This window comes from Pseudovibrio sp. Ad5 (assembly GCF_001623095.1).
GTDB lineage: Bacteria > Pseudomonadota > Alphaproteobacteria > Rhizobiales > Stappiaceae > Pseudovibrio.
The window spans coordinates 13,544-32,116 of sequence record NZ_LMCH01000013.1; the positions used below are offsets into that span (position 1 = coordinate 13,544).

Below are 18,573 nucleotides of genomic sequence, written 5' to 3' on the forward strand. Positions count from 1 at the left end.
GGCCATCAACCCCGCAATGGCAAGTGAATCTTCGGGGGTTTTTGAACCAGAGTGCCTAAATTTCGGGGAGAAGCTTGTAGAAAGTCGCGCAGAAGCATCTGGAGCTTGACCCACGCTGAACAACAATCCCTCAGCACTCACTTTGCGCGGCGACGACTTGCCCCGATTTTCATAGCAATAGCACTTACAATCAGCCCCGTCGCAAAGCGGAACGGGAACAACGCCAGCGGCCCCACTTCAGGGTTCCACGGCAAAGGTATCCCAACAAGCTTGATAAGCCCTTCAAGAAACAGGCTGAGCGCAGCTGCAGCAAATCCTGCAATAAAGATCTTCCCCCGCTGATTGGCGTAGTAGCCCATATAGGCGGCGATCAATATGGCAAACGGATTCAAAAGCCCCGGCCACAGCAGGATTACAGAGATATCGTCTGTCATTAAAGTCTAAATGTCCCATCAGTACATGACTAATAATTGTTAGGTGTTAACTTGTATTTCCCAATCAACGACAACCGAGAATACTTAGAAATTTTGTTCTCCGTTTCTTAATTGAATTCATTAACTTTTTGATGAGCTTGCTACTTTTCCCCCCTTGAAAGGGATCATCCACATGAGCGTCCCAACCAATATGTTTGCAAGAACCAGGATCAAGAAAAGCAATTTTAAGGCCATCTTGCTTCATTCGGATACTAATACCGGCTTCCGTTTCATACTGCACATAAGGGCCATATTGTTCCCACAAGCTACGTCTCAGCAAAGAAGGATTGAAAGTGAAGGCTCCCCATTTAGCATGACGCTCAACAGGATGGCACCCAAACTTAATACCATCGACTTCATTAATCTGAAAATTCTTTACTTGATTTTCACTTAAGTCAGAGAACTGACGAACACATACGACACTTATGCTGCTATCGCTTTCAAGAATTTTTTTGCAGGCTGAAATAATTTCAACATCCTCAAATAACCAATCATCTTCGCCATGAAAGATATAAGGAGTTCTTACCTCTTGATACATTGTATCGACCGAACGAAGATGTCCCAGCTTTGGAGCATTCATGAACACTTTGAACTGAGGATAGTTTTCTTGAAGCCACTCTCTCACTGCTTGAGAATTAGCGTCTTCAGTCAAGAACGCATCTGCAAAGAACTGCACATGTCTGGGCATAAAACTGTCTAAAGTCTCTCTTAACAGATCTAGTCGGCCACAGCTTGTAATGCATAGCGTAACATCAGGATCACTAGGGCTCATTTACATTCCTTTGAATTTCATATTCTTATTTCCTCTCCTTATACAGTTCTATATTCAATATGTGAAATCTTGCAGATATCATCCCCTCACATATCCAGCATAATCTTCGCGTTCACTGATTGTGATAAATATTCCAAATTACACCGTAAAAACAATAATATACCAACAAATAAACTCAGAGTTTTTTCGTCACCAATTTCTTAATGGAGCTATTACAATACTCTTCAACTAGAAAACAATTGTCTTCAGAGCACAAGCAAACTACGTAAAGGCAGCCATCAATCAATGGAGTTTTGATGCGAGCTCGACAAGAGTCCCGGTAAAGCCCTGTCGAAGATAGACAGGGCATGCACAATCCAAACAATCTCGCTGACCGCATGAGCGGGCAGACGAGACAAGTGCATCTTTAAAACTCAAAGACATCCATGGATATTTCGAAAGCTGAACAGCGCATTTTGCATGTGCTGGCACAAGGCGGCTGCATTGAATTGCGCCGTGACGACGATGGCACTCTGGAAGAAATGAACTGCGTCACCCGGGACGGCTGGTATTATGCCGGTCTTTCCGAGCACATCTTCAGAAAACTGAAGTACAGACGCCTGATCTCCTCAAAAGGAGGCCGCCCTTATCGCATCACCAAACTGGGCCTGATCCGCGTCCGCAGCCAGCTCGATAATCGCTGACCAACACCACCCTGCAGCACCATGCTGCGGGGTGGTTTTCAATCAAGCAAAGCTTGGGTGTCATCTACCCAAAATCTGCTTCAAAACCGCAGCTACAATAGCCTCGGGGCAATCTTCCTGAACCAAATGACCTGCTTGAGGAACTGGAATACAATCTTCCCCGGAAATCAGACCAGCCAAAACCTCCCCCTTCTCATAGGGGATCCACTCATCACACGCCCCCCAAAGTACCGAAACCGGGCAATCCAGAGCCCCATAACTCCCCTGTACTTCATCAGTGTATTTTTGGTCCATCTGCGCAATCTGACGATAAAATGCTGGTTGCCCAACGGGTCCAATCCACGGAGCGGCATAAATCTCCAAAGCCTCCTCCGAAAGCTCGTTATGAGCAGCCGTCTGCAAATAAGCCCGCAGCATCGCTTTATGCATATACTCCGGCATCCCGGCAAAGGCCTCAGCATGTTCGCGCACATGCTGCACCAACGATGATCCCCATGGAGCCAAAGCAACCGCATCAAATATCGTCAGAGAACCGTAACGCAGACCATTCAGATAATAAGCCCGCAGAGCTGTCGCACCTCCAAAGTCATGAGCCAGAACATCAGGTCGATCTAACTCCCATTCCTGAAACAGCGCAGCCAACACCTCATTTTGGATCCCGAGGGAAACATCCTGCCCTTCGCGTTTTTCAGAGTGCCCGTAACCCACCAGATCAAAGTAATAGACCCTCCTGTGATCGAAGAGATGCGGCACAATCCTGCGCCAGACCTGCGAAGAAAAAGGTGTGCCATGGATGGCAACCAGTGGCGGTCCATCCCCCATTACCCCCCAGCGAACAGCATTTCCGTTAATAACCGAGATGTTTGGAAGTTCCAGCATAGCACGACTCACATTGACATTTAGCTAAATGACTATATGAATATTTACATGGATAGAGCAATACAAATTAAAGCCATCTCCAGTGAGCCTCGTTTAATGGTCCTGCGCCTTCTGAGAGACCCACAAAAACACTTCAGCCATCAGCAATCAGCTGATCCTTCTGAGTTTGGAGTTTGCATGACTTTGATTGCAGAGGCGCTTGGCGTTGCCCAACCCACGGCCAGCAGGCATCTGGATATTTTAAAACAAGCTGGCTTTATAACTGCACAGAAGCATTTGAAATGGTCCTACTGCAAACGCAACGAACCTGAAATCAAAGAGTTTTTGCATTGGCTCAACATAGAAATCTCGCCAAACTAGATCATCTGATGCTCAAATCTCACATTTACTCAATACTGGGAAAAAACGCATAGCATCATGAGACCTCGCAGCAGCGTTCTGCGAGGTCGATTAGCACGAGCATCAGTTACAGGTCGTGTAAAAGAACCTTCGATCCCGGTCCTCGCGATATGAATAGACATGACAGGTCGTTTGATATCGCCCTCGATCCCATAATTCGACAGTCACATGGGTAGCCGGAGGGCGTCCGCCACGATGCCAAACACCACTCTCATCACGCAGGAGCAAGTACAGACCATCAGTCCCTGCCGGATTCTGGTAAGCACGCTGGATATCGCGATCAGATGATTCACTCAGCACCTGCCGAACAGTTGGCCCTGTAAAACTTGAGCGCGAGTCCAAAGTTCTATTACCTACAAGGGTATCAGGCTCATCTGCCCAATAAACGTCAGCCTGAGCACTCGGCAGACCAACACTCAACGCCAGCGCACAGACAACTATAATCTTTCCAATTTTCATTTATTCTTCCTTTCCCCAAGACTTCGGGCAAAAGGAAGACGCAGCAGCCCCCTTTTTACGCAGCTAAATCCGGCAACAGCGTAAACACATCAAGAGCGGCCCCCAACAGAAATTACGGAGCTACCGCAGCATCTCACGCTCACCAACAACGTAGCGCACGGGCTGCATCATCCCGACAGCCAAGTGCCAGATATTGTGACAGTGATAGGCCCACATGCCGGGGTTGTTGGCCAGAAATTCGATAGTCACCGTCTGCTTCTTAGGCACCCAAACCGTATCCATCACTGGCGCATAGTCGTCATCAGGACCACCAAGTACGCGAAATGTATGGCCGTGAAGGTGCATAGGATGAGACATGGGAGACCGATTGATCATCCGCAACTGAACCACCTCACCCTGTTTCACATCCAGATACGTCTTTTGCGGATCAGGCCCCGCATAGGGCTCAGGCCAGTAGTGATTGTTCATCATCCACTCATAGGCCTTCATATCTCCAGAAAGCAGCACATCATAAACACGATCAACTTTTCGACCAAACCCTGATGCCTCAAGCGACTTCAGGCTTCTGAAATCAACAGTAACCCCATCAAAGGAAGGCCGCTTGTCATTCACACTGGCCTTCACATCATCAGTATGAATAACCCCAAGACACTGCTTATTATCACCAAGCGCGGCAGCATGGACTGTGTAACTACCACTGTCCGGCACATCTACCAGCACATCATAACGGGCTGATGTCGGGACAATCACATTCTGCCCCTCAACAGGTTGCATACGGTTGCCATCAACTTCAATGACTGAGAACTTCAGTCCATCAATAGAAATTCTGAAGAAGGTGCTGCCGGACGAGTTGATCAACCGCAGCCGCAAACGCGCTCCTTTTTTGACGGTCAACGTCCACGGTTTGGAGTTGGGTTGTCCATTCAGAGTGTAACCAGCATTCACAACATCAATATCAAAGTCTTTGGAATTGGGAGGCTCATAAGCATCTTTGATCTCGGGCCGATGCCTGCCACTTCGTAAGCCTTTGATGATCTCTCTACCTTCGGCTGGTGGAATGTCGCTAAACATCAGCACTTCATCATGATCATAGGAGTATGGATTGTCTTTAGGATCAATAATGAGAGCTCCCAGAAGACCATACTGCTCCTGCAATCCAAGATGGGAGTGGTAATAATAGCTCCCCTGTTGAACCAGCGGAAACTCGTAATACTGAGAGGTTCCCGCTTCAATGGGCAACTGCGCAATATCGGGGACACCGTCCTGTAAAGACGGCAAAAGGATTCCATGCCAGTGAATGCAGGTGGGCTGTTTCATCCGGTTATTGATGAGCACCCGGAACATATCCCCTTCCGTATATCGGATAGGAGTACCTGGCCATGTGCCACCAACAAGCATGCCTTTGAGATCGACACCATACTGAGAGTAAGGTTTCTCATCCACATCCAGCGTAAAATCCGGCTTAGCAACACCTGCACCAAGGAGTGATTGTGCGCAAGCTGTTTCCTGTGGGACAGAAGCAGGAGGCAAAACAGGTTGAGATTGCTGTGCGCCAGCACTGCCGGAAATGAATGTAGCTGCACCTGCGGCAAGCCCGCCGCTTGCGCTGGTTTTCACAAAGTCTCGACGGCTCAGCTTCATAAGCGCACCTGCTCTTCCAGACGAAAAGAGCAGCTTAGGCAGGGAAACCCTACATTTCCCTAGCATTATCGAGAGGATTATAAGGAATAGGTTACGCGCCGATCAAACGATCAGCGCCCATGGAGCCCAGTGCAAGAGAGCTGGTCAGGCCTGGGCTTTCAATACCCATATAAGTCAACAGCCCCGGAATGCCGTGCGTTTCCTCACCCCAAATTGCAAAATCGGCCGCTTCAGCACCCGCAGGAACCAACTTAGGACGAATACCAGAATAGTCCGCCTGCAAGCTGCCATCGGCCAGATCGGGATAATATTTACGTATCTGCGAATAAAACCGTTCGCCGTGCTCTTCATTTACCTCGTAATCGATCTCGTCAATCCACTCCACATCAGGGCCAAAACGTGCCTGATTGCACATATCCAGCGTGAGGTGAACACCAAGCCCACCCGGCTCTGGCACAGGATAGATCAGATGCGAGAACGGAGCATCTCCGGCAAGGCTGAAATAGTTGCCTTTCGCATAGTAAAGCTTCGGCACTTTACATGACATGTGCCCGGCCAGCTTGGAGAGCATCTTATTGGAGTGAAGACCTGCAGCGATCACAAGCTCATGACAAGTGATCGCGTAGCCATCCTTCATGACAACGGTAAAGCCGTCGCCTTTGAAGTTCTTGGCAGCAAACTCTTCATGCTCGTCATCATCAAAGTGATGATCAGCCGCTTCCAGATCCTCTTCCACCAGAATGTCAGCGCCCATCAACTCACTTGGGCGCATGCCGGTTTCAATCTCGGTGACTTCTGTCCCAACAACAACAAGCCCGCCATGCGCCTCTAATCCACCTTGCAGCGCCATCATATACGCATGACTATCCACAATGCCTGTGGAAGGAGAAAACAGAGCGCCCTTACACGCCAGATGCGGTTCAAAGCCCCGCGCCTGTGCTTCATTGAGCATCAAAAGATCATCAACACCATTGGCAGCAGCACGTGCGCGAATGCCATCCAGCATGGAAACCTGGCTTTCATCAGTCGCTACAATCAGCTTACCAACGCGCTTGTACGGCACGCTAAATTCCTCACAAAAGGAATACAGCATCTCCTTACCTTGCACGCAAGCTTTTGATTTCAATGAATCTTTTGCGTAGTAAATTCCGGCATGGACAACTTCGGAATTACGAGCACTGATTTCGGAGCCGATGATTTCGTGCTGTTCAAGCACAATAACTTCACGTCCCCTGCGCGCTAGTTCATAAGCCGCGCTCAAGCCCACAACTCCTGCACCGATTACGATGCACTCAACGTCTGCCATGCTATTCCTGTTTGCTCTTTTATTGTTGGGAGACAGACCCATAGCACATTACGCAGCAATCTAAACAATATACCCACAGCCTTTCCCGCATTAATCCCCAAGGCAAATGTGTAGATTTTGAGGCAGTATGTCTTGAAACGGCAAAACACCCAACATCTAGTAGGCAGCTTAATATACCAGGGTTCAGCTCATTCAATTTGATCCACAGCCAGATGCATCGCGCAGATACACAAGCAAAAAGCCTGCATCAGACGCAGACTTTTCCCATGCCCATGTAGGGTGCATGTTGATAATGTGCAACCGGCACAATGCAGGTGAGATCAGAACCTACTGAGCCACAGCCAGCTCTGCCGATTTCACCAGCTGCACGCCCTTGCTCACCAACTCTGCCCGGCACTGCGTCCAGCCTTTCGGATCAATGGAAAGCACAGCATCCTCTGCCAACTCCACCGCATATCCACGCCCAAGCGCTCCAAGCGCCGTACTCTTCACACAGTAACATCCATCAAGCCCGGCAATCCTGAGCCGTCCAACACCGTGCGTCTTCAGGAAAGCCTCCAGCTCTTCACTGGCAAATGCATCCCCCACACTCTTCACAATATCCATGTCCGGCTGAAACCCGAGCCGTTTATCCAACTCAAGTCCATCAGAGCCCTTTGTCCCAAGCCCTTCGCCAAGCAATCCAATCAGGAAGTTCGTATAGCCTCCTTCATAGATCAACCGTGTGGTGATCACGAGCTCCCCGCGTGTCTGTGCATCTGCCGCCAGCGCATTAATCCGCGCAATCCGCTCTTCCACAAAAGCAGCAGGCCACTGTCGTGCCTTAGTATCCTTTGTAAAGTCTTCCTGCACATCCAGCACCAGTAACGCAGACTGACTGCGGCTTGCCTTATCAATCACGTCTCCCTGCGTCGGCCCCTGCAACTGCATCAAGCGCTGCGCGGTGTATCCCGCACCAATCAGAAGCACCAGAACCACAAGACCAACAACACTCCACATACTCATCAATGCCTCCAAGTTACGACTGTGTCAGTGAGGAAAAACAACCAAGCACCGCCCGCGGCACTTTCAGGTGCACCTGCACCTCATCAGCACTCAGGCACTGCAAAAGCCCTTCAGGAATAGACCGTACTGCGCCAAAGGCTGTGCGATCTGTATCCCCTCAAAAAGCGGATCCGCCAGTTTAGAATCTCTCTGCATGTCCCGCTCTTCCATACCCGCACAAAACCACTGCACGGCATATTTGTCAACTAAGTTGACAAATAAGATACATTCAACTGAACGCCCTCGTGTTAGATTGAGGCATTAAAGTGAGTCTGGTCTTTGTTTTTAAAGTTCAATTTATGAGTAACCGCAAATCAGCAATTGTCCTCGGCGCTTATGGCTTCATCGGCGCAGCCTGCGTCAAACATCTCCAACACTCAGGATTTCATGTCACGGGGGTTGGGCGTTCCCAATCAGCCGCCCGACAATGCTTTCCTGAATTACAGTGGCGCTTTCTGGATATCGCCACAGCAACCACTGAGGATTGGAGCAAAATCTTTGAAGCAGCAGATGTTGTCATAAACGCATCCGGCGCCCTGCAAGACTCTGCCAAAGACAATCTGGAAGCAATCCATGTGCAAGCCGTCGAACATATGTGCGAGGCTTTGATCAACTCAGATAAGCTGTTCATCCAAATCTCAGCTGCAGGCGTCGCGCTTGACGCAACCACCAATTTCTTCCGCACCAAAGCAAAAGGCGATGCAATCATTAAGCAACAGCTTGAGCATGCAATCATTCTGCGCCCTGCCCTTGTTCTTGGACCACAAGCCTATGGCGGAACAGCACTTCTACGAGCAGCCAGCGCGATGCCGCTCATCGGCTTTAAGGTATTCCCCAAAAGCCAAATTCAAACCATAGCCTTGGACGACCTGGCACAAGCAGTCACACACTGCGCGCTTGGCAAAATACCGACAGGGACAACGGCAGACCTCGCAGAAGAAACACCTCAATCCCTCTGGCAACTCACAAAAGCAATAAGAGCATGGCAAGGCTTCCCGCAATGGCGCTATGCCGTCACAACACCAAACTGGCTCCTAACTGCGACAAGCAAACTGGCGGATGCTCTTGGTGCGTTTGGATGGCGCGCTCCCCTGCGCTCCACATCCATCGAAACCCTGCAAAACGGCATCACCGCGGATACGTCCACATGGCAAAAGGCAGGTGGGTTCCGATGCAAGTCACTGGATGAAACACTGAGGTGTCTACCAAGCTCAACGCAGGAGCGCTGGTTTGCCAGACTTTATCTTCTGTTGCCCCTCACCATCGCCTGCCTTTCTCTCTTCTGGCTTGCCTCTGGTATCATCGGAGCAATCCAGTTTAGCGATGCACAGAGAGTTCTGACCGAACGCGGTATGGATCAAACACTAAGTCTGCTCTTTGTCTTTGCAGGCAGCATCGCAGACGTCACGCTTGGCAGCCTCATCCTCTTTAGAAGATACACCCGCCTCGCTTGCCTTGGCATGATCGCGGTGACACTTGGCTACTTAGGTGCCGGCACATTGTGGGCAACGGACCTCTGGGGTGATCCGCTTGGCCCTTATCTGAAAACAATCCCCGCCATGATCCTTGCTCTCTTTCCCATTCTGCTGCTGGAGGAAAGATGACCTACGAGTTTCTCATGTTCTTGCACATCATCGGCGCCTGTGTCCTCATCGGAACTGGGGCAGGCATTGCGTTCTTCATGGTGATAGCCGCCAGAACGTTAAACGCTGCGGCCATCGCTCATACAGCCGGAACCGTCGTCATTGCTGACACACTTTTCACCGCCACAGCTGTGATCGTTCAACCCATCACCGGATATCTGCTGGCAAGAGAAGTTGGTTGGTCTTTGACCGAAGGTTGGATCGTACTCTCACTCGCACTTTACGTGCTTATTGGCGCATTCTGGCTCCCAGTGGTCTGGATACAAATCCAACTCAGAAACCTCGCCGCATCAGCCGCCCAAACATGCACGCCATTACCACCCCGCTACCACACCCTCTACCGCATCTGGTTCGCCTGCGGCTTCCCCGCTTTCGTTGCGATACTAGGGATTGTTTGGTTGATGATTGTGAGGCCAACGCTATCGCTTTGATCAAATGGCCCAGATTTCTCTTGTCCAATTGAGCTTAGCTAAACTATACGACCATGAACTAAATAAACACAGCTATTGGAAATCTCATGCGCCTACTTTTAGGATTACTTTTTGTCATTTTCTCTCTCAGCCTAGCTAATGCAGAAGAACCCACAAAAGAAGCCTTACTGGAGGAACTGTTCCAACTGACAGAGGCAACAGATGAAGCAATACTAGCACGAACAGGGAAGGGTTTCAGAACACAGATTGAAGCATCATTTAAGGCTAAAAATGTAAAATTAGGGGATGAGCACCTTCAAGTGATTGAAGAAATCTTCGTTGACGAATTCAAAAAAGAACTCCCAGAACTGATGAAAGAAATCCGCACTCTCTCACTTGAGACCTATACGGTTGAAGAACTTAAGAAAGCTCTTGAGTTACTGAGAACACCTGAAGGCCAGCGCTTTCAGAAAAAACAAGAAATGCTCGTTCAAAAGCTCGTAATGATTAGCGTGCAAAGTGGAATGAGGGCGGGCAAAAGAGCCCAACCGGCAATGGCAGATTACATGAAGGCACACGTTGTTCCTAAGCAAAGCAAATAAGCAGATCATCAAAAGCAACAAGTCAAAGACCTCCACCAGAGGTGGGGAGTTGTTTTGCTTACAAAAAAGGCCCCGGATCTCTCCGAGGCCTTTCTCATTTCATAGCAGCAGCGCTGAGGCTTACTTGCTCCACCAGTTGGCGGAAGGCTCGAAGCGGCCAGCGGCCTGTTCGATAACTTCACCAACCTGGAACAGGGTGCCTTCATCGAATGGCTTACCGATCAGCTGCAGGCCCAGTGGCAGGCCGTCTTTGTTGAGGCCAGCTGGGATGGACATGCCCGGAACGCCAGCCATGTTGGCTGTCACAGTAAACACGTCATTCATGTACATGGTCACTGGATCAGTGATCTCGCCCGGAGCAAATGCTGCATCAGGAGTGGTCGGTGTCAGGATTGCATCCACACCGTCAGCCCATGCATTGTCAAAGTCCTGCTTGATCAGGGTACGAACCTTCTGCGCTTTCAGGTAGTACGCATCGTAATAACCTGCAGACAAAACGTAGGTGCCAATCATCACGCGGCGCTTCACTTCATCACCGAAGCCAGCTGCACGGGTGTTCTCATACATCTCTACAATGTCATTGCCCGGCACACGCAGACCGTAACGAACACCATCATAACGCGCCAGGTTGGAAGACGCTTCCGCTGGTGCCACAATGTAATAAGCAGGCAAAGCGTATTTGGTGTGTGGAAGAGAAATCTCGACGATCTCAGCGCCAGCTTCCTTCAGCCATGCAATACCCTGCTGCCAGAGTGCTTCAATCTCCTCTGGAATACCGTCCATGTGGTACTCTTTAGGAATACCGATCTTCATGCCCTTGATGGACTTGCCGATGAAATCTTCATAGTTCGGCACAGGCGCATCAACAGAAGTGGTGTCTTTCGCATCAACAGAAGCCATGGACTTCAGCAGGATCGCGTTGTCACGCACACTGCGGCCAATCGGGCCAGCCTGATCCAATGAGGACGCAAACGCAACCATACCCCAACGAGAACAACGGCCATATGTTGGTTTGATGCCAACAGTACCGGTCAGCGCTGCAGGCTGACGGATGGAACCACCGGTATCAGATGCTGTCGCCGCAGCACAAAGATGAGCAGCAACGGCAGAAGCAGAACCACCGGAAGACCCACCAGGAACCAGTGCAGTCTCAGTGCCATTGCGGCGCCAAGGGTTCACAACGTCACCATAAAAGGAAGTCTCGTTGGAAGAGCCCATCGCGAACTCATCCATGTTCAACTTACCCAACATCACAGCACCGTCATCAAACAGGTTCTGTGTGACAGTGGACTCATACTCTGGCTTAAAGCCATCGAGGATGTGAGAACACGCCTGAGTGTGAACACCCTTCGTCGCGTAAAGGTCTTTGATGCCGAGAGGAATACCTTCCAGTGGACGCGCTTCGCCAGCAGCGATTTTTGCGTCAGACGCTTTGGCCTGCTCACGGGCAATATCGCCAGTTACAGCAATATAAGCGTTCAGCGCCTCATTACCGGACTCGATGGCACCAAGATAGCTCTCAGTCAGTTCAGTTGCAGTAAAATCGCGGGCAGCAAGCTTGTCGCGCGCCTCAGCGATCGTCAGTTTGGTAAGATCAGTCACAGTCATTATCCTTGTGAAATCGGGCGCTTATTCAACAACTTTAGGCACGGTGAAGAAGTTGTCTTCATGCACCGGCGCGTTGGAAACAATCTTGTCAGCATAACCGCCATCGCTCTGGCCGTCAGCGCGCTTCTTCATGGTGGTTTCAACCACAGAGGTCATTGGCTCAACGCCGTCAACATTCACCTCATCCAGCTGCTCAACAAAACCAAGGATCGTGTTCAGCTCACCAGTCATTTTCTCCGCCTGCGCGTCATCAACCTTGATGCGCGCCAGACCGGCAACACGTTTTACGGTGTTTAGATCAACCGACATGTTTCACTCCGAAATTACGGGGGCAAAAGACTGCCCGCCTCGAATTCATGGCAAAGAGCTATAAACACAAAAAAACAGCAGAACAATCACTGCTCTGCTGTTCATCCCTCATATTCTCAAAATTACGGAACCATTCAGTACCGATTACTAAGAAGCATATTCCAGAGATCTGCTACGAACACCCGACACCACCAACCACAACGCCAGCCCCAGCAAGAGGGGAAGTGCCGAGAGTGAAAGCCCTGCCCAACCAACAGTGCTGAACAAAATGCCCGTTGAAAGCGCACAGATTGCAGAAACCAACGCCACGACTGAATCATTGGCTCCTTGAGCAAGCGGCGCATCTTCAGGTGCAACAACCTCAATCAAACGAGACGTCGCGCCGATAAAACCAAAGTTCCAGCCAACCCCCAACAGGATCAAAGCCACATAGAAGGCCCAAATCTCAACACTCAGCGCACCAATCACACCAGCCCCAGCAAGCATCAACAAACCCAGCACCATAACCGAGGTCGTGCCAATCCGGCGGATGATAAAGCCAGTAACAAAGCTCGGACCAAACATGGCAACCAAATGCCAGCGGATTACATCGCTGGATTGACCGACAGAGAACCCACAATAGTCCATCGCAAGCGGTGTCGGAGACATCTGCATAGTCATGAAACCAAAAGAGAGCCCGGCACACGCTGTCGCACTCCAGACCGCTGGTCGGCGCAGCACCTTCAAGGACGCGACAAACCCTTTGGTAGTCTGATCTTTCTTCAAAGCAGGTGGCAGGCTCAAACCAAGCACAGGCAATGCGCCCACAACAGCAACACCTGCCAACGCCAGATAACTGCCCACAAACGGAATGACTCCGCCGAAATCTTTCACCACACCAACAAGGCTTGGGCCAAGCAGCGCAGAGAGCAACCCCATAGACATGCTTAGCGAGATCGCCATGGGCTTCCACTTTTCGCTGGCGCTATCAGACGCAGCAAACCGCATAAAAGTGTAGGCCGCCGTGGCAATGCCTAAAAGAACATGTCCAACAAGCAACACAACAAACTGATTGGAATAAAGCGCATAAACGCAGAGCAACGAACCGATAATGCTCAGGACTACACCCAACAATATCCCGTTCCGACGCCCATACCGCCCCATAAACAGCGAGATTGGTGTAGCAAACAGAAAGTTACCAAACATCTGCAAGGCAAGCGGCACAGTTGCCATGATGGGATGGGGTGCAAGATAAGACCCTGCCAAAGCGCTGATCGCAATCAGGATTGGCATCTGCATAGAAAGGATTGCTGTTGCAACTAAAATGAGCGGAAAGTTGCGTGCCCTGTAGGCTGCTCCCGGCTCCGCCACCTCTGAAAGTCCCATAGTAATTCCTCGAAGAAACTTTGACCTCCTTCAAATTACCGCTTACAACATTTGGCAGTTAGGACATTAAAGCTTCAAATCATGCCAAATAAGCAAATCGAGCATTACCGTCATATCGATGCACTCGTGTATCACGGGATCAACCTTCTGGATCTGGCAGGCCCGATGCAGGCTTTCTGGACGGCAGACAGTTATCATCCCAAGTATAAGCTCAGAATTCTCTCTGTTGATGGTCAGCCGGTAGAAACCCAGCCTGGGATCAAAATCGCCGTTGATGGCAAGATATCCGACTGGAACCCAGCCGCTGATCTTCTCATCCCCGGAGGACGTGTCGATAAAGAGCTGGGCAGCAATACCCTTCGCTCGCTTCTTCAAAAAGCCGCGGCAAGAACGAACGGAGAGCGCATCATCTCCATCTGCTCCGGCGCACTTATTTTGGCCGACGCTGGCATTTTAGATGGCAAGCAAGCCAGCACCCATTGGAGCCGCGCCTCAACAGCACAAACAGAATTCCCCAATGTGAACTGGCGACTCAACCAACTCTTCGTCAATGCAGGTAATGTCTACAGCTCTGCAGGCGTCACTGCGGGCATAGACCTGACCTTGCACCTCATCGAGCAAGATTTAGGGGCAGCGATCTCACTGAAGACCGCGCAGGAGCTGGTGGTCTATCTGCGTCGCAACGGAGGACAAGCCCAGTTCTCCTCCGCCCTTTCCCTGCAAGCCGCCGGTCAATCCAACATCGCAAAACTCTCTGAGATCATTCTGTCAGAGCCGGAAGCAGACTGGACCATCGAGAACATGGCAAAATCAGCTGGAGTCTCCACGCGCACTCTGCACCGCCGCCTGAAAGAAGATATTGGCGCAACCCCAGCTCAGTTCGTAGAGCGTCTTCGGTTGGATCTTGCCAGAACAGCCCTTCTCAAACGCAGCTCCATCAAGCAGGCAGCTCATTTGTCCGGTTTCGGGCATATCCAAAACTTGCGCCGTGCCTTCCAGCGAAACTTTGGCATCACACCCTCTGAGTATGCAGAGAGATTTTCCTGATGCCTGAGCCGACCACACCAAGAGGCCGCCCACAAAACAACGAACTCACCCGTCTGATCCTGACCACAACGCTCAAAGCGTTGGCAACGGATGGCTATCACGGCACCTCAACCCAGCAAATTGCGCAGACAGCAGGCACGTCCAAGCAAGCGCTGTATCGCCGCTGGCCAAACAAAGCAGGTCTGGCTCTCGAAGCCCTGCGCTACGGGTTCCGCCAGGTTCCCCCCATCTACCCCGGTATGTCTTCTTTTCATAATGACTTGCAGGACGCCACTTCAGGCATCCTCAACGCCCTGCACGACACTCCGTTAGGCACCGCATGGCTTGCCCTGCTCTCAGAGCCTTCGTTAGTGGAGGAACTTTCCCTCATTGAAGGTGAACAGCGCACGCACTTCAGACAGGTTTTCGTTTACTGGAATACCACTGCAACCATGGAGACAAGCATCGACCAACTTCTCGGTTTTGTGTTTTTCACCAGCCTCGTTCGTAGGAGAAAACCGGCACTACGGGAAATTACCGAGTTAATTCAAAGCATTACAAGTCGATCATAAAAAATCAAAGCCGCTCTCCTCTTGGTGAAGACACTTGATTGGCACTTGTACACCCTCCTGGGGCAAGAAGATTGGGCCTCGCAAGAACGGGCAATTTCCGCAGGCCGAGGTTGTCGAACAAACAAAGCATTCTTCCTGACCTGGTTTTGTTTGTCCGGCGAAATTCATTGTTTCATTGAGGGTAATATAATGAAAATCAAATCTATCGCTGTTGCAGCGGCTATTGCAGGTGCCGCCCTGTCCGCAAGCACATTCGGCGCATTCGCTGATGAAATCTCGACCTACACCTCTGGTGGTTATGCGATTGGTGGTACCGATCCTGTTGCATACTTCACACAAAACAAGCCTGTTCAGGGTAAAGCTGAATTTACCGCTCAGTACGACGGCGTAACCTGGAAATTCTCCAGCGCTGAAAACCGTGACAAATTCGTTGCAGAGCCAGCAAAGTTCGCTCCGCAGTACGGTGGCTGGTGTGCAGTTGGTGCATCCTTCGGCAGCAAGCTGGAAACCAAGCCTGAGCTTTGGGACATCGTCGACGGCAAGCTCTACCTCAACGCACACGATGGTGCAGTAAAGCGCATGCAGTCCCGCACAATCGAAACGATCACCAATGCAGACACAAACTGGGTTGAGATCCGCGACGTACCAGCAGACAAACTCTAAGTTTCCTTCAGTGCATATGCTGCAATAGGCGATGCCTAGCGCCTATTCCGACATCTCCCCAAATCTCATGGTGGCATATGCATTGAGCCCTAGAGAAAGCCGCAGAAATCTGCGGCTTTCTTTCGTTTATGGCACCCATTAGCTCAAAGCACACATAAACAAAACTAACGCTGCATCTACAACAAGTTACGCATCTTCAAATGCACTTTGCAGTGAGTAAACCTTCCCCTCACAACCAGTTCTCAAAACGGTGATGAAGCGTTATTGGCCTTAAGATAGGTATTCACGCATAGTGTTTTCAGAACATAGATAAAAACCAGTGGTTCCCCCTAATCAACTGGTAAACGAAACAAGCCAGACTTGGCTTCAATGATCAGTCCGAAGGAGTTGCCCATGCCGATCAAATCTTCAGTTCTTGCAGTTGGACTAGCACTGTCAGCACTTGTAACTGTTCCGATGACGGCAATGGCCGATGACGTAACCAACTTCGTTGAAGAAGGCTACGCAATCAAAGGAACTGATCCGGTCGCTTATTTCACTGAAGGCAAGCCAGTCCCAGGCAAAAAAGAGTATTCCACGCAGTATCAGGACGTGACGTGGCTGTTCTCTTCTGCTGAAAATCTCGACAAGTTCAAAAAGGATCCAACCAAGTACGCGCCTCAGTATGGCGGTTGGTGTGCAACTGGTGTGAGCTTCGGAGTAAAAATTCCGATCCAGCCAGAGCAATGGAAGATCGTTGACGGCAAACTTTACCTGAATGCCCATGCAGGTGCACAGCGTCACTTCCTGAAAGACCCGAACGCTTCCATCGCCCGGGCAAATGAAAACTGGCCAACAATCATACACACGCCAGAAGCAGACCTTTAAGCGAACCCCACCCAAGCTCCCTTGAAGGCCATTCAAGCTACGCGTGCCCCCAACTAAGCGTAGCTCCCGCGGTGAAAGCAAAAAAACGCGGAATGTGTCCCTTTCAAACTTTAAAGGCCTCAGTTCATGCTGAGGCCTTTTCTTGTCCCAGTAACAAAAATCGACGCAGCTATGAAGCAGCAACACTGTTATTGACTGTCACCGTCTCCCCTGGCTTCAGTTTAGCCACCCGAAACGCATCATCCTCCATGCATTCGGTAAACTGATCTGCGCTTTGGTCTAAAATTGGGAAGGTACCGTAGTGGCACGGAATGATGGTTTGAAACTCGAAGAACCTCTGACATGCCATCGATGCGGTGCGAGCGCCCATGGTGAACCGATCCCCGATCGGCACAATCCCAATCTGGGGCCGGTAAATCTCGTTGATCAACTCCATATCAGAGAAGATATCCGTATCACCCATATGTAACAGTGTTGGCTCATCCTCAGCCATCACCACAACACCCGCCGGATTGCCCAGATACACATCCGCAACGCAGCCTTCACTATCAAACGAACAGGCAGAACTGTGCACTGCATTGGTAAGCGCCACACCAAACGCCCCCATGTTCACGCAGCCGCCATGGTTCATAGGATTGATCTTCTCAATACCTTTGTCCTGCGCCCACATACAGATTTCCCAGTTCGCCGTAAGCGTTGCACCAGTCGCTTTCAAAATATCGATGGTATCGCCCACATGATCATCATGGCCGTGAGTCAGCAGAACATGATCAACACCTTCACTCACCTGCTCCACACTCATCTCTGCCGGAAAGCTCGGGTTGCCAGACAAGAACGGATCAATCAGAAGCGTTGCCCCTGGAATGTAAACCTTGAAAGCAGAATGGCCCAGAAACTGTAAATCCATACTACCAATCCCCCAATGCGGAGCGCCGAAACGCGGCACATCCGTGATACCGAAAATATTATCTAAACTAGTAGGAATTTGGTTACACAACCCTTAAATGTAACCGGGCACAGGCAAAACTCCGGTAATGCCCTAGGAGATCTTCCAGTCAATCTCTGCAATACCATGTTCTTTCAGATAGGCATTGGTTTTGGAAAATGGAGCCGACCCGATAAAACCGCGCCGTGCCGACAACGGCGATGGATGGGCACTCATCAAAACCAGATGTTTGCTCTCATCAATCAGATCCAGCTTCTTCTGAGCATGTGCGCCCCACAGGATAAACACCAGATGCTCCCGTGCCTCGGACAAGCCCTTGATCGCCGCATCCGTAAACGGCGCCCACCCTTTCTTGGCATGAGACCCGGCCTTGGCTTCCTCCACACTCAAAGACGTGTTGAGCAGCAAAACACCCTGCTCCGCCCAATGCGTTAAACACCCATGAGTTGCTGGTGCTAAATCAAGGTCACTTTCCAACTCCTTGTAGATATTGCGAAGCGACGGCGGCAGTTTCACGCCTTTGCGAACTGAGAAGGAAAGTCCATGTGCCTGCCCTTCCCCATGGTAGGGATCCTGCCCAAGGATGACGACACGTACATCACTCAGAGCAGCAGCATTAAAGGCAGCGTAGCAGTCAGTTGTCGGAGGAAAAATGGTCTTTCCTTCCGCTTCCTCAGCATCCAGAAAGGCCTGGAGTTTCTGAAAGTAGGGTTTATCCATTTCAGGAGCCAGAATGCCCTGCCATCCCTCTTCAAACTGCACTTGCGTCACGCCTATATCCACCTGCTCAATCTTCTTGCACCCTTACCTTTATCAGAACAGCCGTCGTACAGTTCAGCAGGAAACAGCATGTCCCCGAGAAAAAAATATAGATTACTTGCTTGGCGTTGCTCTCAAGCCGTGCTA

The 18,573-nt window shown here is 50.4% G+C and carries 21 protein-coding genes; 9 read left to right on the plus strand and 12 right to left on the minus strand.

Annotated features, from left to right (window positions below; translation table 11 throughout):
* Positions 1 to 137: 137 nt before the first annotated feature.
* Together PsAD5_RS07860 and PsAD5_RS07865 are read right to left on the minus strand one after the other, a co-directional pair.
* Entirely contained in the window at positions 138 to 434 is a 297-nt protein-coding gene (locus tag PsAD5_RS07860) for a hypothetical protein (RefSeq protein ID WP_057463341.1), read from the minus strand.
* A gap of 64 nt (positions 435 to 498) precedes the next feature.
* The gene (locus PsAD5_RS07865) at positions 499 to 1,245 is read right to left on the minus strand and encodes a hypothetical protein (protein WP_063291696.1); all 747 of its coding nucleotides are present in this window, start codon (positions 1,243 to 1,245) and stop codon (positions 499 to 501) included.
* A gap of 425 nt (positions 1,246 to 1,670) precedes the next feature.
* Here PsAD5_RS07865 and PsAD5_RS07870 point away from each other — a divergent pair, with 425 nt between their 5' ends.
* The gene (locus PsAD5_RS07870) at positions 1,671 to 1,928 is read left to right on the plus strand and encodes a YjhX family toxin (RefSeq protein WP_063291697.1); all 258 of its coding nucleotides are present in this window, start codon (positions 1,671 to 1,673) and stop codon (positions 1,926 to 1,928) included.
* 60 nt (positions 1,929 to 1,988) lie between these two features.
* Here the strand turns inward: PsAD5_RS07870 and PsAD5_RS07875 are convergent, their stop codons facing one another.
* Positions 1,989 to 2,807: an alpha/beta fold hydrolase gene (locus PsAD5_RS07875; protein ID WP_063291698.1), complete on the minus strand. Its 819-nt coding sequence runs from the start codon at positions 2,805 to 2,807 to the stop codon at positions 1,989 to 1,991.
* Between the two features lie 177 nt (positions 2,808 to 2,984).
* Here PsAD5_RS07875 and PsAD5_RS28735 point away from each other — a divergent pair, with 177 nt between their 5' ends.
* Positions 2,985 to 3,167 (plus strand): ArsR/SmtB family transcription factor, encoded by a 183-nt coding sequence (locus PsAD5_RS28735; RefSeq protein WP_342585837.1) that lies wholly within the window; start codon positions 2,985 to 2,987, stop codon positions 3,165 to 3,167.
* Between the two features lie 102 nt (positions 3,168 to 3,269).
* On the opposite strand, the gene PsAD5_RS07885 is transcribed toward PsAD5_RS28735, so the two are convergent.
* From PsAD5_RS07885 to PsAD5_RS07900, 4 genes are all read right to left on the minus strand, one after another.
* Entirely contained in the window at positions 3,270 to 3,665 is a 396-nt protein-coding gene (locus PsAD5_RS07885) for a hypothetical protein (protein WP_063291699.1), read from the minus strand.
* 120 nt (positions 3,666 to 3,785) lie between these two features.
* The gene (locus tag PsAD5_RS07890; protein ID WP_063291700.1) at positions 3,786 to 5,306 is read right to left on the minus strand and encodes a multicopper oxidase family protein; all 1,521 of its coding nucleotides are present in this window, start codon (positions 5,304 to 5,306) and stop codon (positions 3,786 to 3,788) included.
* 91 nt (positions 5,307 to 5,397) lie between these two features.
* Positions 5,398 to 6,612: an NAD(P)/FAD-dependent oxidoreductase gene (locus PsAD5_RS07895; protein ID WP_063291701.1), complete on the minus strand. Its 1,215-nt coding sequence runs from the start codon at positions 6,610 to 6,612 to the stop codon at positions 5,398 to 5,400.
* Between the two features lie 327 nt (positions 6,613 to 6,939).
* A complete protein-coding gene (locus PsAD5_RS07900; protein WP_063291702.1) occupies positions 6,940 to 7,617 on the minus strand; it encodes a cysteine hydrolase family protein in 678 nt (225 codons plus the stop codon).
* 338 nt (positions 7,618 to 7,955) lie between these two features.
* Between PsAD5_RS07900 and PsAD5_RS07905 the strand changes: the two genes are divergently transcribed.
* The 3 genes from PsAD5_RS07905 (at position 7,956) to PsAD5_RS07915 (ending at position 10,311) form a co-directional block, all read left to right on the plus strand.
* Entirely contained in the window at positions 7,956 to 9,260 is a 1,305-nt protein-coding gene (locus tag PsAD5_RS07905; protein ID WP_063291741.1) for an SDR family oxidoreductase, read from the plus strand.
* Positions 9,257 to 9,730: a DUF2269 family protein gene (locus tag PsAD5_RS07910; RefSeq protein ID WP_063291703.1), complete on the plus strand. Its 474-nt coding sequence runs from the start codon at positions 9,257 to 9,259 to the stop codon at positions 9,728 to 9,730. The genes PsAD5_RS07905 and PsAD5_RS07910 overlap by 4 nt, the downstream gene beginning before the upstream one ends.
* A gap of 86 nt (positions 9,731 to 9,816) precedes the next feature.
* Complete coding sequence (locus PsAD5_RS07915; RefSeq protein WP_063291704.1) at positions 9,817 to 10,311, plus strand: DUF2059 domain-containing protein; 495 nt, start codon at positions 9,817 to 9,819, stop codon at positions 10,309 to 10,311.
* A 120-nt stretch (positions 10,312 to 10,431) separates the two neighbouring features.
* Here PsAD5_RS07915 and gatA read toward each other — a convergent pair whose 3' ends face one another.
* The 3 genes from gatA to PsAD5_RS07930 form a co-directional block, all read right to left on the minus strand.
* The gene (gatA, locus tag PsAD5_RS07920) at positions 10,432 to 11,913 is read right to left on the minus strand and encodes an Asp-tRNA(Asn)/Glu-tRNA(Gln) amidotransferase subunit GatA (RefSeq protein WP_153040801.1); all 1,482 of its coding nucleotides are present in this window, start codon (positions 11,911 to 11,913) and stop codon (positions 10,432 to 10,434) included.
* A 27-nt stretch (positions 11,914 to 11,940) separates the two neighbouring features.
* Positions 11,941 to 12,228: an Asp-tRNA(Asn)/Glu-tRNA(Gln) amidotransferase subunit GatC gene (gene gatC, locus PsAD5_RS07925; RefSeq protein ID WP_057463353.1), complete on the minus strand. Its 288-nt coding sequence runs from the start codon at positions 12,226 to 12,228 to the stop codon at positions 11,941 to 11,943.
* Positions 12,229 to 12,375: 147 nt separating this feature from the next.
* Positions 12,376 to 13,593: an MFS transporter gene (locus tag PsAD5_RS07930; protein ID WP_063291706.1), complete on the minus strand. Its 1,218-nt coding sequence runs from the start codon at positions 13,591 to 13,593 to the stop codon at positions 12,376 to 12,378.
* A gap of 81 nt (positions 13,594 to 13,674) precedes the next feature.
* Here PsAD5_RS07930 and PsAD5_RS07935 point away from each other — a divergent pair, with 81 nt between their 5' ends.
* The 4 genes from PsAD5_RS07935 (at position 13,675) to PsAD5_RS07950 (ending at position 16,721) form a co-directional block, all read left to right on the plus strand.
* Positions 13,675 to 14,640: a GlxA family transcriptional regulator gene (locus PsAD5_RS07935; RefSeq protein WP_063291707.1), complete on the plus strand. Its 966-nt coding sequence runs from the start codon at positions 13,675 to 13,677 to the stop codon at positions 14,638 to 14,640.
* Positions 14,640 to 15,191, plus strand: coding sequence for a TetR/AcrR family transcriptional regulator (locus PsAD5_RS07940; protein WP_063291708.1), 552 nt, complete (start codon positions 14,640 to 14,642; stop codon positions 15,189 to 15,191). The genes PsAD5_RS07935 and PsAD5_RS07940 overlap by 1 nt, the downstream gene beginning before the upstream one ends.
* A 189-nt stretch (positions 15,192 to 15,380) precedes the next feature.
* Entirely contained in the window at positions 15,381 to 15,854 is a 474-nt protein-coding gene (locus PsAD5_RS07945; protein WP_057463357.1) for a YHS domain-containing (seleno)protein, read from the plus strand.
* Between the two features lie 393 nt (positions 15,855 to 16,247).
* The gene (locus tag PsAD5_RS07950; RefSeq protein WP_063291709.1) at positions 16,248 to 16,721 is read left to right on the plus strand and encodes a YHS domain-containing (seleno)protein; all 474 of its coding nucleotides are present in this window, start codon (positions 16,248 to 16,250) and stop codon (positions 16,719 to 16,721) included.
* A gap of 169 nt (positions 16,722 to 16,890) precedes the next feature.
* Here the strand turns inward: PsAD5_RS07950 and PsAD5_RS07955 are convergent, their stop codons facing one another.
* Entirely contained in the window at positions 16,891 to 17,628 is a 738-nt protein-coding gene (locus PsAD5_RS07955; protein ID WP_063291710.1) for a metal-dependent hydrolase, read from the minus strand.
* Between the two features lie 132 nt (positions 17,629 to 17,760).
* The gene (gene ung / locus PsAD5_RS07960; RefSeq protein ID WP_208981967.1) at positions 17,761 to 18,444 is read right to left on the minus strand and encodes a uracil-DNA glycosylase; all 684 of its coding nucleotides are present in this window, start codon (positions 18,442 to 18,444) and stop codon (positions 17,761 to 17,763) included.
* Positions 18,445 to 18,573: the final 129 nt, after the last annotated feature.

What these genes read in the sequence shown, in the direction of transcription:
- gatC (WP_057463353.1), bottom strand. Translation starts at nt 12,228, where the DNA reads ATGTCGGTTGATCTAAACACCGTAAAACGTGTTGCCGGTCTGGCGCGC.
- PsAD5_RS07870 (WP_063291697.1), top strand. Translation starts at nt 1,671, where the DNA reads ATGGATATTTCGAAAGCTGAACAGCGCATTTTGCATGTGCTGGCACAA.
- PsAD5_RS07950 (WP_063291709.1), top strand. Translation starts at nt 16,248, where the DNA reads ATGCCGATCAAATCTTCAGTTCTTGCAGTTGGACTAGCACTGTCAGCA.
- PsAD5_RS07890 (WP_063291700.1), bottom strand. Translation starts at nt 5,306, where the DNA reads ATGAAGCTGAGCCGTCGAGACTTTGTGAAAACCAGCGCAAGCGGCGGG.
- PsAD5_RS07945 (WP_057463357.1), top strand. Translation starts at nt 15,381, where the DNA reads ATGAAAATCAAATCTATCGCTGTTGCAGCGGCTATTGCAGGTGCCGCC.
- PsAD5_RS07875 (WP_063291698.1), bottom strand. Translation starts at nt 2,807, where the DNA reads ATGCTGGAACTTCCAAACATCTCGGTTATTAACGGAAATGCTGTTCGC.
- PsAD5_RS07885 (WP_063291699.1), bottom strand. Translation starts at nt 3,665, where the DNA reads ATGAAAATTGGAAAGATTATAGTTGTCTGTGCGCTGGCGTTGAGTGTT.
- PsAD5_RS07895 (WP_063291701.1), bottom strand. Translation starts at nt 6,612, where the DNA reads ATGGCAGACGTTGAGTGCATCGTAATCGGTGCAGGAGTTGTGGGCTTG.
- PsAD5_RS07865 (WP_063291696.1), bottom strand. Translation starts at nt 1,245, where the DNA reads ATGAGCCCTAGTGATCCTGATGTTACGCTATGCATTACAAGCTGTGGC.
- PsAD5_RS07930 (WP_063291706.1), bottom strand. Translation starts at nt 13,593, where the DNA reads ATGGGACTTTCAGAGGTGGCGGAGCCGGGAGCAGCCTACAGGGCACGC.
- PsAD5_RS07915 (WP_063291704.1), top strand. Translation starts at nt 9,817, where the DNA reads ATGCGCCTACTTTTAGGATTACTTTTTGTCATTTTCTCTCTCAGCCTA.
- PsAD5_RS07905 (WP_063291741.1), top strand. Translation starts at nt 7,956, where the DNA reads ATGAGTAACCGCAAATCAGCAATTGTCCTCGGCGCTTATGGCTTCATC.
- PsAD5_RS28735 (WP_342585837.1), top strand. Translation starts at nt 2,985, where the DNA reads ATGACTTTGATTGCAGAGGCGCTTGGCGTTGCCCAACCCACGGCCAGC.
- PsAD5_RS07860 (WP_057463341.1), bottom strand. Translation starts at nt 434, where the DNA reads ATGACAGACGATATCTCTGTAATCCTGCTGTGGCCGGGGCTTTTGAAT.
- PsAD5_RS07955 (WP_063291710.1), bottom strand. Translation starts at nt 17,628, where the DNA reads ATGGATTTACAGTTTCTGGGCCATTCTGCTTTCAAGGTTTACATTCCA.
- PsAD5_RS07940 (WP_063291708.1), top strand. Translation starts at nt 14,640, where the DNA reads ATGCCTGAGCCGACCACACCAAGAGGCCGCCCACAAAACAACGAACTC.
- PsAD5_RS07900 (WP_063291702.1), bottom strand. Translation starts at nt 7,617, where the DNA reads ATGAGTATGTGGAGTGTTGTTGGTCTTGTGGTTCTGGTGCTTCTGATT.
- PsAD5_RS07910 (WP_063291703.1), top strand. Translation starts at nt 9,257, where the DNA reads ATGACCTACGAGTTTCTCATGTTCTTGCACATCATCGGCGCCTGTGTC.
- PsAD5_RS07935 (WP_063291707.1), top strand. Translation starts at nt 13,675, where the DNA reads ATGCCAAATAAGCAAATCGAGCATTACCGTCATATCGATGCACTCGTG.